Source organism: Arcicella sp. GW821-FHT09D11 (assembly GCF_059416265.1).
Map to the genome: position 1 here is coordinate 419,648 of NZ_JBWKOV010000005.1, position 17,035 is coordinate 436,682.

Here is a 17,035-nt window from a genome sequence, read left to right on the forward strand (position 1 = left end):
GTATAAGAATAATGATAAATAATTCAGCAATAATAGTTCCGTTTAGAGCGCCTTTAGCATAGGCAAAATCAACAAAAGCCTTCTTTATAGAACAGGCTTGCCGTAAAACAGCAAACCTTTCTTCTTTTCAATCAAAAACACAATTTTACATGTGTTTTAAATTGATTATATTGATGAAGGATGTAATACCTTTCTTTTATTTTCTATTGACCCATCTCGACCATGCTTATTGCTTTAGTTCAAAGAAAAGGAGTCTTAAGTTCTTATTATTTTACGTAAAAGTAGAGAATGCCAAAGCATAATGAAGAAAAACAAACTTAATTTAGACCAACAGCTTTTATACACGACCAACAGCCTTTGTGACAACTTGGTATTGGCTAAAAATTCTTTTTAATAAGGCAAAATACCTAGTCTAGCGTGGTTAGTTGAATTTTATTTTTGCTAACCATTTTTTAACTTCTTTTTCAGCTTCTATTCTTTTGTTCTCTTTAATCACTAGAAGCTGTCCATCTCGTTCTATTCCTCCTTTTATTTCAAAACCTTCTAGTACTGTACTTTGTGGACATAGATTTTTTACTGTCTGAAAGCAACTTCCAACACCATAGCCTGCGTTGGTATTAAAGGGGATGACTGTTTTACCTTCTAAAGAATATTGCTTTAAAAAGCTCTTCATAGGCGGAGGCAATTGCATTCCCCACGTAGGAAAACCCACGAAGACAACATCATATTTTTTGATATTATCTATCTTGGTTTTCAGTGGTGGCAAATAGCCCGTTTCGTTTTCTTTAGATACCTGTGCTACCGTTGCTTGATAATTCTCTGGATACGGCGTTGCTAATTCAAGGGCAACCAACGTACCTCCTACATTTTTGTGGATGATTTCAGCAATGGCTTTTGTGTTGTTTGTTCTGGATAAATACACAATCAATATTTCTTTCTTGGCTAACTGAGCATGCAAGCAACTCGAAAAAACAGTACATGTCATCAATACCAATAAGCTTATTTTAGAAAAACTCATATTTATTATTCAGTTTTAGTACTAATGGAATGAAAGACTGTAGCACGAGTTTTCAACTCGTGCGTAAATAATATACGAGTTGAAAACTCGTACTACAGTCTTGATACGAGTGTATTAGAGTCTTTTTTACAATCCTGTAGACTTCTCCATTGCCTCTGTATACCGCGAACCTACAATTTGTATTTGCTTAGATGCCTCTCCTATTTCCTGAAGTTCCGAAGCAGTAAGTTCTATCGATGCAGCACCATTATTTTCAGCTAAACGATGAAGTTTTGTCGTGCCAGGAATCGGTACTATCCAAGGCTTTTGTGCCAAAACCCATGCTAAAGCTATTTGTGCACTCGTAGCGTCTCTACTAGCTGCTAGTTTATTCAGCAAATCCAATAACACTTTATTAACAGCACGGGCTTCTTCGGTATATCGTGGTAGAATATTACGAATATCGCCTTCTGCAAATTTGGTATTTTCATCAATTTTACCTGCCAAAAACCCCTTTCCTAGCGGACTAAAGGCTACTAACCCAATGCCCAATTCCTCGATTGTAGGGATAATCTCTTCTTCGTGCTGTCTTGTCCACAACGAATATTCACTTTGCAATGCCGTAACAGGCTGTACAGTATGGGCACGACGAATAGTACTGGCACCTGCCTCAGACAAACCAAAATATTTCACTTTCCCTTCTTGAATCAAATCTTTAACCGTTCCCGCTACCTCCTCAATAGGCACGTTAGGATCTACACGGTGTTGATATAAAAGGTCTATTACGTCCACTCTTAATCTTTTCAAAGATGCTTCCGCTACCTTTCTGATATTTTCTGGGCGACTATTTACCCCAAACATTTTGCCATCTTGAATATTAAAACCAAACTTTGTAGCAATCGTCACTTTTCCTTTAAAAGGCTCAAGAGCCTCTCCTACCAATTCTTCGTTAGTATATGGACCATATACCTCCGCAGTGTCAAAGAAAGTAATTCCTTGTTCTACGGCGGCGTGTATTAACGTAATCATTTCATTTTTATCTGCCACGGGGCCATACCCAAAATTCATTCCCATACAACCTAATCCTAAGGCTGAGACTTCTAAGCCTGCATTACCTAATTTACGTGTTTTCATATTATTATAAGTTGATTGTTTTGCTAAAGTATTATCCTATTTATCTACATTATTATGTAAGCTTTACTTATGTAATAAAGACTAATTTCTAATAACAAAATTACGAGGGGCTAATGAAACGAAACAATGAAAAACAAACAATAGATTACGAAAATCAAATATTTCTAAACTTTACAGGATTGAGGTCGGTATGCTTCTTGAAGAAATTATTAAAATGTGTTACTTCAGTAAAACCTAGTGAGAATGCTATCTCTGCAATATTCCAATTGCTATGCTTCAACATAATTTTTGCCTCTTGTAGGACACGCTCGGCAATAATCTGAGTAGTGGTTTTCAGGGTGGTTTCTTTGACAACCCTATTGAGGTGATTTACGTGTACATTCAACTGATTGGCAAAATCTGATGCCGACCGTAAACTAATATTGGGGTGGTTTTCGTCAATGGGAAACTGTCGTTCTAACAACTCTAAAAACAAAGTAGCAATTCTTTGAGAGGCATTGATAGGCTGTTTATCTAACTTACCTGAAGGTTGCATCTTCATGGCAAAATGCAATAATTCAAACACCAAATTGCGGAGTACATCATATTTATGGATGTATTCTGAATTGATTTCATCAAACATTTTTTGATAAATGCCTTTGATGTTTTCTACTTGTTCATCTTCTAAATCAAACACATGATTACCAGTAGGCTCAAAAACAGAGTACTGGTTTAAGTTACCAAACTGATGAAAAAAGTATTGATTAAAAATACAATAGAAGCCCCCTTTGATGTTTTCGAGGTAGTCGCACAGATAAGGTATTTGTGGGTTGGAGAATACTAAAGCCTGTTTTCTGATAGGCATTACCCTGTCGGCATAATGTATCTCTATATCACCAATCACCAGCATGATTTTATAATAATCTCTTCTTTTATAAGGAATAGGTACTACTTTGTCTTTCGGGATGGGTTCTAAAGGAAACACATTAAAATGACCGACCTCATTTTTAAGATTTTCAGGTAACCAATCAAATTTGCGTTGATATAACTGTTCTAATGTTTCAACATTTGCCATTTCCGAAATATAAATAAAGCTTCAAAAACCAGTAACCATTAATTAAATGCCAAAAGTAAATATACCATAAAGGTATAAATAACAATCATCAAACCAATAGTTACGATTTTCAAATAGTTGATAGTTAGCAACTATCTATTTATTCCCTAAACTGTGTTCTGTGTGAAGCAGACCACGGTTGCAAAAGTAAGGCGAAGAGCATCTTTTCTCTTAGAGGCTGTCTAAAAAGGGAACCATAGCCAAATATTATTTTGTTTGCAACCTCACCCCTAACGGCAGCGGCCGACCGTCCCTCTCCTTCTGAGAGGGGAACTTTTGGGCTCAAAAAGCCCCTTCTCTGAAGGAGAAGGGGCTGGGGATGAGGTCTTTCGCAGAATAATATTTGGTTGTAAAAACTTTTTGGACAACCTCTAATAGAAATAAAAAACAACTAACTATTTCTTATCAATACGATACAGCCTTCCTTGGTCGGTAATGGCATATAAAGCACCGTCTTTGCCTTGTGTTATATCTCTAAAACGTTGTGATTCGCTAGCTAGTAATCGCTCTTCGCCCACTACTTTATTGTTTTCAATGACTAGCCTTACAATGTGCATTCCACTTAATGCGCCAGCAAATAGGTTGTTTTTCCATTCAGGAATGCGGTCACTACTATAGAAAGTAATACCACTTGGCGACACCACTGGATCCCAATAATAAACGGGTTGTTCAAGTCCTGCTTGTTGTTGACTACCACTTCCTACTTTTTCTCCGCTATATTCAATGCCATAAGTGATAGTTGGCCAACCATAGTTAGCACCAGCCCGAACTCGATTGATTTCGTCTCCACCTCGAGGGCCATGCTCACTTTCCCACAACTCTCCCGTTACAGGATGAATAGCCAAACCTTGTGGATTACGAAAACCATAAGCATACAATTCGGTTCTAGCACCTACTTGACCAACAAAGGGGTTTCCTGAGGGCTCTGTACCATCTTTCGTAATTCTGATAATCTTGCCCAGCCCTGAATTTAAGGCCTGTGCTTGTGGACGAGTAGCTAAATCCGACCGCTCGCCCGTACTAACTAATAAATTACCCGCCTGATCAAAGACGATTCTGCCTCCATAATGCAATGTACCATTATAGGCAGGCGTGGCCCGATAAATAACCGTGGGCGATTCTATGGTTCTTTCATTAGCAGATAATTTACCTTTGCCCACTGCCGTCAGGTTGCCATCGGCATTTGGTTGCGAAAACACCCAATATACCATTCTATTGGTGGCAAAGTCGGGGTCAACACGAACGCCCAATAACCCACCCTGTCCGCTAGCATTTACTGCTTGAACACCTGTGATGGTCTGACTCACCTGACCATCTGTCGTAACGATACGCATGGTACCCGCCTTTTCGGTGATTAATAATCTTCCGTCGGGCAGGCTAGTTATTCCCCACGGACTCTGGAGCGCTGTTGTTAATATCTTACTTTCGTAGCTAGTAGTTGTCTTCACTCCTTTTATTCTAGTCTGCCCTGCAAAGGCAGGCTTGTAAGTTGAATTAGGCGAACTTGTTTCTACTGGCGGAAGGCTATCCGTTTTTATTCCAGTATCAGGATTTTCCTTTAAATCATCCTTGCATGATACAAAAGCAATACTGATTGCTATTATTAATATTGAGATGGAGTTTTTCATGTTTTTTAAATTCTTGAAGAGTTTTAGTATGTGGAGTAATCATAAATGACAAAATATACTGAGTAATTGATAGTTAATCATTATGATGATTAAAAGATAATTAATCGTTGTTTAAATACAGCTTTTCTTAAACCTGTTTAAGTTTTTAAAAATTAACTTCTCTTAGTTTTATACGTTACTTTAACCTAAAAAATTATACCATGGAATCAAACAAGGTTTTATACTCACAGTTATTTTTAAGAATTGCCATTTCGTTTTCATTTCTATCGGCTGTAGCAGACCGTCTCGGTCTGTGGGGAACTCCCAATACTCAATATGTAAATTGGGGCAACTGGCAAAATTTTGTCGATTATTCTAATAGCGTTAATTCATTCGTGCCTACTCCGTTAGGCAATATCTTGGCACTGATAGCTACTGCGCTGGAAATCATCATTCCCTTATTTTTATTGATTGGCTACAAGACTAAATTAGCATCAATAGCCTCAGGAACGCTATTATTGCTATTTGGCTTGATGATGACGATTAGTTTTGGGATAAAACCATCCTTGGATTATTCTGTATGGACGTCGGCAGGAGCGAGTTTTTTATTAAGCCAATGTAATACCTATTGGCTTAGTATTGATAATGTGATGGAGAACAGAGGATAGTTTTCTTCTTGCTGGCTGAACTAGGTAGGGACGAATTGCATTCGTCCCCGATATTCAAATCTGTATAAATGTATTCACCAATATAAAAATCCATGTCGCAATAAATACAAGTGGTAAAACCCATACCGCAAAGATTTCCATTCTTTTAACTGTTATACTTACATCAATGGAAGGATAGTTGTCGTCCATCTCTCCGTATGAATAAAACTTTTTATACAGCGTCTGAATATGAATACTTCGGGCAATTATGCCAAAAAATATACATATACATCCTAATAATGCTGCTATCGGAATAAGCCACAATAAAAGGTCTTGCTGATTGGATAAGATAGAATTTTTGGATTCTTTCGGAGCATTGACAATAGTAGCATATCCTCCAAAGAAAAACGACTGAGATATGGCTAACCAGATAGTTCTTTGGTTTAAAATATTGTGATTATCTACGATATGTTGCCTATACAATTGGTAGAAATCTTCCCAAGGAATTTTGCCATTGGTAGGCGGATTTATCCTAGATTTATCGAGATGGATAGTTTCTTTCATGACGATGAGAATAGTGTGTTTTATAGTGTTCAAAATCACGAGCGGATTTACTGTGATTGTCTTTCATGCATGAGAAAAGAATTATTCCTGACCATATAACGCAACGAAATGCCTGAAGTTAGCGCTATGAAAGCCTTTAATATGAGCAATTTAATTCGCACAAACAGAACATTTTTATCCAAAATAGAAGGTATGATTTTTTGATAAATCTTTTGTAATCCCATTAACTTAACCCGCCTATAGATGATTCAAAATAATACACTTTCCCCTATCCCCGAACTATGGGGTGGTATAGAATGTAGTTTTAACAGAGTAGAAAACGAATTCTTTGATCAATTGTCTTTTAATGGTCACTACGAGCGAATAGAAGACATAGACCGCTTTGCTCAATTGGGCATTAAAGCCTTGCATTATCCTGTATTATGGGAATACCATCAACCCAATCAAGAAAGTATTATTCAGTGGGACTGGACCGCTGAACGACTGGAGAGAATTAGGGCAAATAATATGACTCCTATTGTGAGCCTAATACACCATGGAAGTGGCCCATCATTCACCAATTTGCTCGACGACGATTTTGCCGTTGGTCTTAGCAATTTTGCCAGAAAAGTAGCTGAAAGATTCCCGTGGATTACTTGGTACAAGCCCGTTAACGAACCCCTCACTACAGCGCGGTTTTCAGGTTTATATGGCTTTTGGCATCCGCACCTGAAAAGTGATGAGGCATTTTGTAGGATTTTTTTAAATCAACTAAAAGCCATTGTATTATCGATGAAGGAAATACGGAAGGTAAACCCTTCTGCTAAATTTATTCAAACGGAAGATTTGGCAAAAACATACAGTACTCCTTTAATACAATATCAGGCTGATTTTGAAAACCACAGACGATGGCTTACTTATGATGTGCTTTATGGCAGGTTGAATCATCATCACCCGCTCTGGGAGTATTTTATACAGTCGGGCATTGAGGAAGAAACCCTTTATTTTTTTCAGGATAACCCGTGTCCTCCTGATTTGCTAGGAGCTAATCACTATGTTACCTCAGAACGTTTCCTCGACGATAATATTGGTGCTTATCCTCTATCCACGCACGGCGGAAATGGCAAGCATACGTATGCCGACGTTGAGGCCATTCGCATAAACTTAGGGTTTGAAACGGGATTAAAAGTACTTTTAAAGGAACTTCAAAACCGATATTCCTGTGACATAGCGTTAACAGAAGTTCATCTGCACTGTACAAGAGAAGAACAGCTCAGATGGCTAAAATATGCTTGGGAAATTAGCTTATCATTAATCCAAGAAGGTGTCAGTATTAAAGCAGTTACAGTTTGGGCATTGTTAGGAGCTTATGGTTGGAACAAACTTTTAACCAAAAAAGATGGTGACTATGAATCAGGCGTTTTTGACCTCCGCTCTCCTACCCCACGCGCTACGGCACTAGCTGATATGATGAAGTCTTTTAGTGAAGGCAAGCATTTTAGTCACCCACTTCTTAACCAAAAAGGTTGGTGGGAAAAGCCTGCTAGATTTATCTATCAATCTATGCCAACAATCATCTCTCAAACACTGCCCGCTTCACAACCTTTGTTGATAATCGGTAAAAATGGCTTATTAGGAAGAAGCTTTAGTAAATTCTGTGAGCAAAGAGGGATTCTTTACGTTGCCCTCGACCATGAGGACATGGATTTTTGCGATACCCAATCAATTGAAAGGGTATTCAAACATTTTAATCCTTGGGCTATTGTGAATGCAGCAAGTTATTCAACATTTGACCAAGCTGAATCAGCACCTCATAGATGTTTCGACGAGTATGTCAATGGCATAGAAGACTTAATACAGTTTTGTAAGATGGGGGGCGTTAAATTACTTACTTTTTCGTCAAATAGGGTATTTAACGGATTGAAAAATACAGCGTATATTGAAAGCGACGGCGTGTCGCCACTTACCACTTATGGACGAAGTAAAGCAAAAGCCGAACAATTGGTATTAGAAGCAGACTGTAATGCGTTGATTATCAGAACAAGCCTTTTGTTTAACAAGGAAGAGCCATTCTGTTTTATCAAAAGTGTCATGTCGGGTGCTTATGCACAATATTATCCACACAATGTGTTTATCTCTCCTACCTATGTGCCTGATTTGGTAAATATGTCCTTAGACTTATTGATTGATAATGAAAGTGGAATATGGCATCTGACCAATCAGGGAAAAACTACGTGGGCTTCTTTTGTATCTGAAATTTTCCAAAGGTCAGGGCATACGGTGAAATTACCAGACTACCCGATTTATGACTTTAGTCATGTGAAAGAAGAAAGTCCCAGATTCAGTGGGCTTACCAGTGAAAAAGGAACCTTCTTACCTCCATTATCTCAAGCGCTTGATCAGTATTTTGCTGCATACTGACCAAGCTCTAGTATTTTCTATTGTTGGCACTGGATGCAACTTTGAGAGGACATTTAGCTTATTAAAATTTTCTCATTGATAAGCACCATCATTTTTTGCCATGTAATGTCCCACGAATTTGTTTTTAGATAAGCATCTACTTTCTCTTTCCAGTCATTATTGATTTCCATTTGAAGTGCTTCCTCTATTGCCCCTTCAAACGCTTCCGCATCCCGCGCTATAGATACCAACCCTAGTGCTTCATAAGGGTCGACAACATCCTGAATAGGTGTAGATACAACTGGTTTGAGAGCAGCAAGGTACTCAGGCGTTTTTGTTGGGCTGATGAAACGAGTAGATTCATTAAGCGCAAAAAGAAGTAGAGCCACATTCCAACCACTCAGATAAGTAGGAAGTTCTTTATAGCTTTTCATGCCTAAATAATGGATATTTTTTCTTTGAGGTAGTGTAGCAGGATCAATTTTGACTACTGGCCCGATAATGATGAATTGCCAGTCAGGACGACTAAAAGAGAGTTCTCTTAATAATTCTACGTCAAATCTTTCGTCTATCACGCCATAGAAACCCATCCGAGGATACGGAATTTCTTCCTGATCTTTCGGCTCTGGCAAAGCATCTCGTGCCTCCATAAAGTGATTTACATCGATACTGCTAGGGAAAAAATGAACTTCAGGATGCTTATGACATTTAGCCTCAAAAAGACTTTTTCCACCTGTAAAAACTAGGTCGGTTTTCTGATACAATTCTTTCTCCAGACTGAGTAATTCTGTAGGAGCTCCTTTAAAAGCTGAAAGCTCATCCATGCTGTCAAAAATCACGACGTTTGGTAGTAAATGCTTTGTGAATTTTAAAGCCATAGGCGTATAGTACCATAATCCATAATTTTCAATCTGATAGCTAGAAATAAGTGCAGAGAGCAATTCTTTCATGGCCTGATTAACCTCGGCATCATTAAAGCCGAAAGGCATACAGGGTGTTACAACCATCAGGTTAGGATGTATGATAGAAGGCCTTTTTATCTGGACTTCTGGGACAGTAACATCCCCTGAAAAAATAGGTTCTTCAATATAAAAAACCCTCCATCCCAAGGCTGCCCTTGTCATGAGGTGTTGCGGACGCTGAAATACAAAGTCCCATCTGAGATGAGAAAAACACAATAGTGTTTCTAAGGTGTCTCTTTTTTTAGTCTTTGTATTACTGTTAAAATCCTGATTTGTATGGCTGATAAAGTCTTGTGATAAAGATGTAATATAATTATTCATGTAGTATTTGGTTTATTTTAAGGTTTGCGATTAATAATATGGTAAAGTATTTACTATCAATTAAATAAGCATTCCTTTATTTGCTTGATGATTATTGAGAAATTTTTCTACAAACAATATACTAATGTGGAAAAATGAGGAAGAAAGCTATCTTTGAATCATAATTGCTTTTTCTTCTCTGACGTAATAACCTATGTAGGGACAAATTGCATTCGTCCTAACCGTCTATGTAAATGAGGCTGATTACATTAAAAACCAAGGCATCACTGAAAAAACCATCATACCAATAACCCTTGCGCTTATCTTTCTATACCACTATAGTACGCCCATTAAGCAACCCACCAGTAAGAATCTTAACTATTTAAATAATCCTATGATTGGACTACTGATTGAACTGATAATTTCGTGGCTCTTGCTTTGGCTTTTTGACAAAACAAATTTGTCAGTTTTAGGCATTGCCCCAATACAAAGCAGGGTGTATTACTTCATACTAGGCTTTGTTGTAGCATCCGCTTTTTGTACTTTATATTATGGAAGTATAGCAAGTTTGACGGGGAATTATTTTATCATCAATAAAGACTTCACTTTTACACTATTTCTAAAAAGTTCGTGGTGGACATTGAAATCAGTTTTATTTGAAGAGTTGATTTTTAGAGGAGCTTTATTATACATTGCCATTAAAAAATTAGGCATTAGCAAGGCTTGTATGATATCAGCCATAGCTTTTGGTATCTATCATTGGTTTTCATTTGGAGCATTCGGAAATCCTGTACAAATGCTTATCATCTTTGGGATGACGGGTATTTGGGGACTAATGTTTGCCTTTGCTTATGCCAAAACCAACTCATTGTATTTGCCCATTGGTATCCATTTGGGTTGGAACTTGATATTCAATGTTGTTTTTTCAAAAGGTCCATTAGGACTTCAATTATTGATAAGTACGAGCGATAAGAAATTAGAAGGAATAATATCTTTAGTGTTTTTCATTACACAGATAGTATTGTTACCCATTTTAACCTATTTCTTTTTAAAGAATAAATTGAAGAGCACACAGTAGGAATTGATTTTTTTCTATTAGCGGGTGACTTAAGTCCTATTGATTACCCACAAGTATATAAATAGCTAATAATCAATCTCTCATCTCTAGCGAGGGACTTAAGTTCTTCAAAAATACCGTAAGAAAGGTTTTCAGTCCCGATCCCTCATCTCTAGCGAGGGACTTAAGTCCCTCGCTAGAGATGAGCGCTTCAACGGTTGGTTTTAAAGACTATTTATGTACATTTAAGCTAATTTAATCAATAATAACATTTCCATTTCAACTTTTTAAAAGATGTGGGTAATCAGTAGGACTTAAGTCACCCGCTAATAGAAAAAGTGTTTAATAATCTTTTAATGAAGTCATCACTATTCGCAACATGTGGTAGCAACACGGTAGGGACGTATTGCATACGTCCACATGGCTTTCGTCCGAAACGTCCAAAAACAACGTCTCAATGAAATACAAAAGCCTGTAGACAAAAAAACAAAGTAAAATGTGTAAGTTCGTAACATCTATGACTAATCGTTTAAAAGTTTGGAAACACAATTATTGATTGACTATTTTTTAAATTATCTTCCTTTTACCGAAGAAGAACAACAGCTAGTAATATCAAAAACTATCTTACGAAACATCAAACGTAGGCAGATGATTTTGCAAGAAGGCTTCGTCTGCAAGCATTATACCTTTGTGGTAAAAGGCTGTTTCAAAATGTATGGAATAGATAACAAAGGCACTGAACACAACATTCAATTTGCGGCTGAAAACGACTGGATTACTGACATTGGCAGCTTTCACTCTAGCAAACCAAGCAAATTATTTCTTGAAGCCATCGAACCATCAGTAATTATACAAATCGAAAAAAACGATTTATACTTTTTGTACCTTTCCATTCCTAAGCTCGATAGAATCTTTAAGGTTATCATCGAAAACAAGTACGTTGAATTACAAAATCATGTATTGCAAAATATTAGTTCAACCGCTCAGGAGCGTTACTTAACCTTTTTGGAGCAATACCCCACCCTCGCCTTACGTTTACCGAACACGCAAATCGCTTCTTATCTGGGCATTACACCCGAATTCCTCAGTAAAATCCGTAAAGATTTAACTACAAAATAGCCCCTACTCTTAAACTATCTTAAGGTTATTTCTTACGATAGTTTATAGGCTGGTATAGCCCATTGACTGCAACTTTGCACTGTTATTCAACTAAAGCAAATGAAAGCAATGGAAAATACAACAAAACCAAAAGTAGCTATTATCGGACTTGGTAATATTGGCGAAGTAGTAGCGAAAAACCTAGTAGCGGGCAATCGTCCTGTGATATTAGCCACCAAAGACATCACGAAGGCTGAAAGCCTTGCCGAACAATTGGGCAGTTTGGCACAAGCCATGGAAATTGACAAGGCTATTCAAGAAGCCGACATCATCATTATGGCGGTTTGGTTTAGCACTATCAAGGAATTGTTCAGTCAGCATGAAGCAATACTGGCAGGAAAAATCATCGTTGACCCTTCAAACCCAATTGCTCCCAATGATAAAGGAGGCTTTGATAAAATTATTGGCGAAAATGAGTCGGCGGGACAAATCAATGCAACTATTTTACCCACAGGGGCGGTATTAGCTAAAGCATTAGGCACGTTGGGTGCAGCTTCGTTAACTAATACTGCTCATCAACAACCTGCTTCAGTATTATTTTACGCTACGGATGATAGCAGTATCAACGTGGCGATTGAGCAACTGATTCTTGATAATGGCTTTGTACCTTTGCGTGTGGGCGGTTTAGACCAGTCTATCCGAATAGAAGTTTTTGGTGATTTACATGAATTTGGTGCGTTGGGGAAACCTGTTACTTTGGCGGAGGCTACCGAAAAATTATAGCGCTTTCAAAGACTTTAAAAATATCAATAAATAGCAAAATAAAATCAAAAAAAAGTTATATTTGATATTGAAAACGATGAGATACCGAGTTTTTCTTGGTATCTCATCGTTTTTTATAAACTGACTCTCAGCCAATGAAAATATTCCAATTTTTCTTAATCATCAGTATTTTTATTATTCCACAAGGACTTTATGCACAAAAAGTTAAACTAACATCAAACAACCTTGTTGCCAATCAAGTATATATGTCTCTGGAAAAATTTCAGGGTAAAGATGTTGTCAAGGTTATCAAAGATTCCACCATCTTGGCAGCTGATGAAGCCACTTTTGTGCGAATCAAAGATGTTGATTTTAAAGATGGCATCATTGAAGTAAAGGTATTGAGCCGATTAACAAAGAATGCCACTCCTACTGCTCGTGGATTCATCGGCGTGGCATTCAGAGCCAGCGAAGACAACTCTAAATTTGAATGTATCTATATACGTCCTACCAATGGCAGAACCGACGACCAAGTACGCCGTAATCATTCCATCCAATACTTTTCCTTTCCCGACTTCAAGTTTTCACGGCTCAGAAAAGAGCGTCCCGAAATGTATGAATCCTATGCAGATATGGGCTTGAATGAATGGATAACCCTCAAGATTATAGTGAAAGGCAAGCAAGCAAAACTGTTTTTAAACGAAAACAAACAACCCTCGTTGATAGTAAACGATTTAAAACATGGCGGAAATATCAGTGGTGCCTTAGGCTTATTTGTAGACGTTGGCACAGAAGGATATTTTACTGATTTAAAGGTTATTAAAAATTAATTATCTATAAACTTATAAAATCCTGTAAATTAGGTCTCTTTATTTTACAATACTAATTTCCAACTTGGGGGAGCTAAACACTCTTCAAAGTTAAGTTTTTAAAATAAACACTCTTCAAAGTTAAGTTTTTCAAACAAAATATAATTATTGACAAATATGAGATGGCTAATACGATTTCTACTGCGATTATTACAAAAAAAACATCCTCCCACAACCATCAAATATTACGGAGAACTCAATATTCATTCCACTAAAAAGGTTGTTGTTTCTTGTGAAAAAATAAGAGAAGATTTTTTTAAATATAATCACGAAAACTTAAATGATTACTTTCCTCAAAATATTTTTTCCGAAATAATAAATTCTAATAAAAAACAAAAAGTTTCATTTTTAGGGGAGGATGACGGGGTTTTTTACAGCGTTATTAATGCCGTAGATGAAGAATCGATAAGTATTTATTTTAAGACCCCATACTCTTTTGATGAGTTTTTCCAACCTACTGATTTACTTTCAGAAACTAATTATTTACAATTAGGCTCTGAAAAATCTTATTTTGAAATTTGTCAATCATTGGAATTAGCTGATGAAATGATTTCTATAAAATGCAAAACGCAAGATTTGTTAGAGTTTCATTTTTTTAAAGTATTTGCTTTTTGTATTGCAAATACTACAGATGGGCTCATTAATACTACTCGGATGCCTGTAATAGAAATGGAAAATTATGATGCCAAAAATTGGGAAGAATCATTTATAAAAAAAATGATTTCCTAGTCCTCTATTGTTGATTTGTCCGTTTCTATGATAGAACCAAATAGTTATTAATAACTAAATAAACGTGTATAATTAAAACCAAATGTATAACTATGAAATTATCCAAATTAAGCCTCCTCATTTTTTCAATCTTAACACTAACTTATTGCTATTCAAAAGCAGCTACCGTTGATACCCTCGACATACAGAGTCCGGCGATGAATAAAACGTACAAAGCGGCTGTAGTACTGCCTGCTTCGTATGCCAAAAACAAAACTACTAAATACCCTGTATTGTATTTACTGCATGGTGGTTCAGGACATTTCAGAGATTGGCTAACATCTACTCCCGACAAAATGCTAGTGAAAAATTTAGCTGACCAGTACAATCTTATCATCGTAATGCCCGAGGGCGAAACTTTTGGGTGGTATATGGATAGCCCTTATGACCAAACCAATAAGTTTGAAACGCATATTATCAAGGAGGTTATTCCTACAATTGATAATAGTTACCGTACTGTACAAAGTAAAAATGGCAGGGTAATCACAGGGCTTTCGATGGGCGGACATGGTGCGATGTATCTTTCTAACCGTCACCCTGATATGTTTTGTGCAGTAGGTACAATGAGCGGTGCGATGGATATGAATTACACAAAATTCCGTGTGAACGATGATTTTTTAAAATCTCTCAAAGACCGTTTTCAAAAATTATTGGGTAGCTCAGACCCTACGAGTGAGGTATTCGTTAATAATTCTATCATCAACATGACTGATGCCATCAAAAAGAATAATTTAGCAGTATTGATTGAATGTGGCGTAGATGATTTTCTCATTGAGGCTAACAGAGAATTACACCGTCGATTGGTATATAATGGTATGCCACATGATTACATAGAAAGACCAGGCGGACATACATGGGATTATTGGCAAAACGCTTTGCCTTATCACCTGCTTTTCTTTCAAAAGGTGTTGAAAAAGAATGGTGTGACGGTGGAGTAAAGAATAACACAAAGCTCATCGAGATATTGTAACCGGTCTCTCGATGAGCTTTTTTACTTGTATTAATTCTAGTTTCTTACACAGAAAGTAGCCTTCCTTATTCAATCAATGATAGAAATAGCAACATTACCACAAAAAGAAATAGTGAAAGGATTCAACGCACGCTTTGTCCATACCGACAACCTGACCTTAGGTTATTGGGACGTTGAAGAAGGGGCTGTTTTACCTATGCACGCTCATTTTCATGAACAAATCACTCAAGTTTTAGAAGGTAAATTTGAATTGACTGTTGGCGAAGAAACTCGGATATATGAAAAAGGACAGATAGCGGTTATTCCTTCTCATGTAATACATGGAGGAAAAGCACTTTCTGAATGCAAGCTTTTTGATATATTTTCTCCTGTTCGAGAAGATTATAAGCTTTAGATTAAAAAGCGAAAGTAAAAGGCTCTTTTAGATATTTCAGAGGGCATCTCGAAGTTTACATTAATATTACTGAGTATGACCAGAAAAAATGCGACATCAATGAAACATAATATTCTATACTCATTACTTATCATATTCATACTTTCGGCATGCAAACCTGATTCGGTTATAACAGAGGAAGCACCCATTTCGATTATCACTGAGGAGATATCTTTACCCGTCAAAGACGACATTGAACTACCTCTTGTAGCTTTCGCACCTGATATTGAGCCACTTCGGGAAAAGGGTGATACCTCAGCAATTAGAATGGTCGCACTCGGTGGCTCGTTTCCGTCTGGTAGCCGAAATGGAGGATTGTACAGAGAAGGGCAAATGACATCTATCCCACAGCTAATCGCCCATCAGATGCAGCTTCAGTCATTTATCTCTCCCTTGTTTGAAAAGGAACAAGGCAATGGAAGCGGTTATTTAATCTATGACCGAAAAGCTAGCCTGCTATCTTGGAAAAAAGTGACCAACCAAACCGCCATTGTCTCTCAGACGCCACTCGTATTCACGCCCTTCAAGGGAACCTATGTAGATAATATATCATGGCCAGAAGGCCCTGGAACCAATTCGGATCCATCAAACAGCTATTTTTACTATCCCAAAGGCAAAGAACCGTATTTCAGTTACCTATTTCGGTTTTATCCTGATAAAGGAACAAGCGAAACACCATTCCATTATTTCGCTTACACAATCCCCAAAAAAACACACCTGCTACTTCACTTCGAAGACCTAGATTCATGGATAGGCTGGGCATGCTATACTCAAAATCTTACTATTCAGAATAGATTACATGAAGGATACTTTTACCCGAAACACACATTTATTAGAGACTACACAAAAGTTGGGCTAAAAATGGTGTTATATAATATGCCTGATTTTCTTGATTTCCCATACTTTCATTTATATCAGGCAAGTCAATTAAGGCTGAAAAATAATACAACTGGGCAAGCATTGACATTGAGCGACAGCGCGCTATTAATCCCTACCGATGGCATAAAAAAGGCATTTGTAAGTAATAAAAAAAGTGCTTTATTGGACGAAGATGTAATTTCTGCCGATGAAGCCAAGCAATTCCGTATCATAATAAAGGATGTATTAAACACCAATACAACCGAATATTTCGCAAAGCTGTATAACCTACCTATGGTGGATTTGTACAGCCTTTATAAAACTATTTTAGCAGGCAAATACCATACTGAGGACGGTTTATTTATTGACCCTTCATTTCCGAATGGCAATTTTTTTTCGGAAGATGGAATACATCCCACCGCTATCGGTAGTGCGGTAATTGCCAATGAAACTATTAAAAAAATCAATGAGAGATATCATACTAAAATACCACTTATTAACGTATCTCAACTGGCTAAACGGCTATGATTGCAACCC

At 37.1% G+C, this 17,035-nt stretch carries 16 protein-coding genes; 10 read left to right on the forward strand and 6 right to left on the reverse strand.

The window, feature by feature from the left end:
- Positions 1-421: 421 nt before the first annotated feature.
- The 4 genes from AC07N0_RS17075 to AC07N0_RS17090 all read right to left on the reverse strand — a co-directional run bounded on the left by AC07N0_RS17075 (position 422) and on the right by AC07N0_RS17090 (position 4,852).
- Positions 422-1,018, reverse strand: coding sequence for a flavodoxin family protein (locus AC07N0_RS17075; RefSeq protein ID WP_494590134.1), 597 nt, complete (start codon positions 1,016-1,018; stop codon positions 422-424).
- Between the two features lie 126 nt (positions 1,019-1,144).
- Positions 1,145-2,131: an aldo/keto reductase gene (locus AC07N0_RS17080; RefSeq protein ID WP_494590135.1), complete on the reverse strand. Its 987-nt coding sequence runs from the start codon at positions 2,129-2,131 to the stop codon at positions 1,145-1,147.
- A 154-nt stretch (positions 2,132-2,285) separates the two neighbouring features.
- Positions 2,286-3,185: a helix-turn-helix domain-containing protein gene (locus tag AC07N0_RS17085; protein WP_494590136.1), complete on the reverse strand. Its 900-nt coding sequence runs from the start codon at positions 3,183-3,185 to the stop codon at positions 2,286-2,288.
- Between the two features lie 434 nt (positions 3,186-3,619).
- Entirely contained in the window at positions 3,620-4,852 is a 1,233-nt protein-coding gene (locus AC07N0_RS17090) for a PQQ-dependent sugar dehydrogenase (RefSeq protein WP_494590137.1), read from the reverse strand.
- Positions 4,853-5,052: 200 nt separating this feature from the next.
- Between AC07N0_RS17090 and AC07N0_RS17095 the strand changes: the two genes are divergently transcribed.
- On the forward strand, positions 5,053-5,499 hold the full coding sequence (locus AC07N0_RS17095; protein ID WP_494590138.1) for a DoxX family membrane protein: 447 nt from the start codon (positions 5,053-5,055) through the stop codon (positions 5,497-5,499).
- 54 nt (positions 5,500-5,553) lie between these two features.
- Here the strand turns inward: AC07N0_RS17095 and AC07N0_RS17100 are convergent, their stop codons facing one another.
- Positions 5,554-6,042 carry a hypothetical protein gene (locus AC07N0_RS17100; RefSeq protein WP_492799997.1) on the reverse strand — a complete coding sequence of 163 codons (489 nt, stop codon included), beginning with the start codon at positions 6,040-6,042 and terminating at the stop codon, positions 5,554-5,556.
- 243 nt (positions 6,043-6,285) lie between these two features.
- On the opposite strand from AC07N0_RS17100, the gene AC07N0_RS17105 reads away from it, so the two are divergent.
- Positions 6,286-8,442 carry a family 1 glycosylhydrolase gene (locus AC07N0_RS17105; RefSeq protein WP_494590139.1) on the forward strand — a complete coding sequence of 719 codons (2,157 nt, stop codon included), beginning with the start codon at positions 6,286-6,288 and terminating at the stop codon, positions 8,440-8,442.
- A gap of 53 nt (positions 8,443-8,495) precedes the next feature.
- On the opposite strand, the gene AC07N0_RS17110 is transcribed toward AC07N0_RS17105, so the two are convergent.
- A complete protein-coding gene (locus AC07N0_RS17110; RefSeq protein ID WP_494590140.1) occupies positions 8,496-9,545 on the reverse strand; it encodes a glycosyltransferase family protein in 1,050 nt (349 codons plus the stop codon).
- A gap of 532 nt (positions 9,546-10,077) precedes the next feature.
- Between AC07N0_RS17110 and AC07N0_RS17115 the strand changes: the two genes are divergently transcribed.
- The 8 genes from AC07N0_RS17115 to AC07N0_RS17150 all read left to right on the forward strand — a co-directional run bounded on the left by AC07N0_RS17115 (position 10,078) and on the right by AC07N0_RS17150 (position 17,026).
- Entirely contained in the window at positions 10,078-10,761 is a 684-nt protein-coding gene (locus AC07N0_RS17115) for a CPBP family intramembrane glutamic endopeptidase (protein WP_494590141.1), read from the forward strand.
- 516 nt (positions 10,762-11,277) lie between these two features.
- The gene (locus AC07N0_RS17120; RefSeq protein ID WP_494590142.1) at positions 11,278-11,859 is read left to right on the forward strand and encodes a Crp/Fnr family transcriptional regulator; all 582 of its coding nucleotides are present in this window, start codon (positions 11,278-11,280) and stop codon (positions 11,857-11,859) included.
- A gap of 108 nt (positions 11,860-11,967) precedes the next feature.
- Complete coding sequence (locus AC07N0_RS17125) at positions 11,968-12,621, forward strand: NADPH-dependent F420 reductase (RefSeq protein WP_494590143.1); 654 nt, start codon at positions 11,968-11,970, stop codon at positions 12,619-12,621.
- A 134-nt stretch (positions 12,622-12,755) separates the two neighbouring features.
- The gene (locus tag AC07N0_RS17130; RefSeq protein WP_494590144.1) at positions 12,756-13,430 is read left to right on the forward strand and encodes a hypothetical protein; all 675 of its coding nucleotides are present in this window, start codon (positions 12,756-12,758) and stop codon (positions 13,428-13,430) included.
- 156 nt (positions 13,431-13,586) lie between these two features.
- Positions 13,587-14,198 carry a hypothetical protein gene (locus AC07N0_RS17135; protein ID WP_494590145.1) on the forward strand — a complete coding sequence of 204 codons (612 nt, stop codon included), beginning with the start codon at positions 13,587-13,589 and terminating at the stop codon, positions 14,196-14,198.
- A gap of 92 nt (positions 14,199-14,290) precedes the next feature.
- Positions 14,291-15,175, forward strand: a complete 885-nt coding sequence (locus tag AC07N0_RS17140; RefSeq protein ID WP_494590146.1) for an alpha/beta hydrolase — start codon at positions 14,291-14,293, stop codon at positions 15,173-15,175.
- Positions 15,176-15,283: 108 nt separating this feature from the next.
- On the forward strand, positions 15,284-15,601 hold the full coding sequence (locus AC07N0_RS17145; protein WP_494590147.1) for a cupin domain-containing protein: 318 nt from the start codon (positions 15,284-15,286) through the stop codon (positions 15,599-15,601).
- Between the two features lie 306 nt (positions 15,602-15,907).
- Positions 15,908-17,026, forward strand: a complete 1,119-nt coding sequence (locus tag AC07N0_RS17150; protein WP_494590148.1) for a hypothetical protein — start codon at positions 15,908-15,910, stop codon at positions 17,024-17,026.
- Positions 17,027-17,035 lie beyond the last annotated feature (9 nt).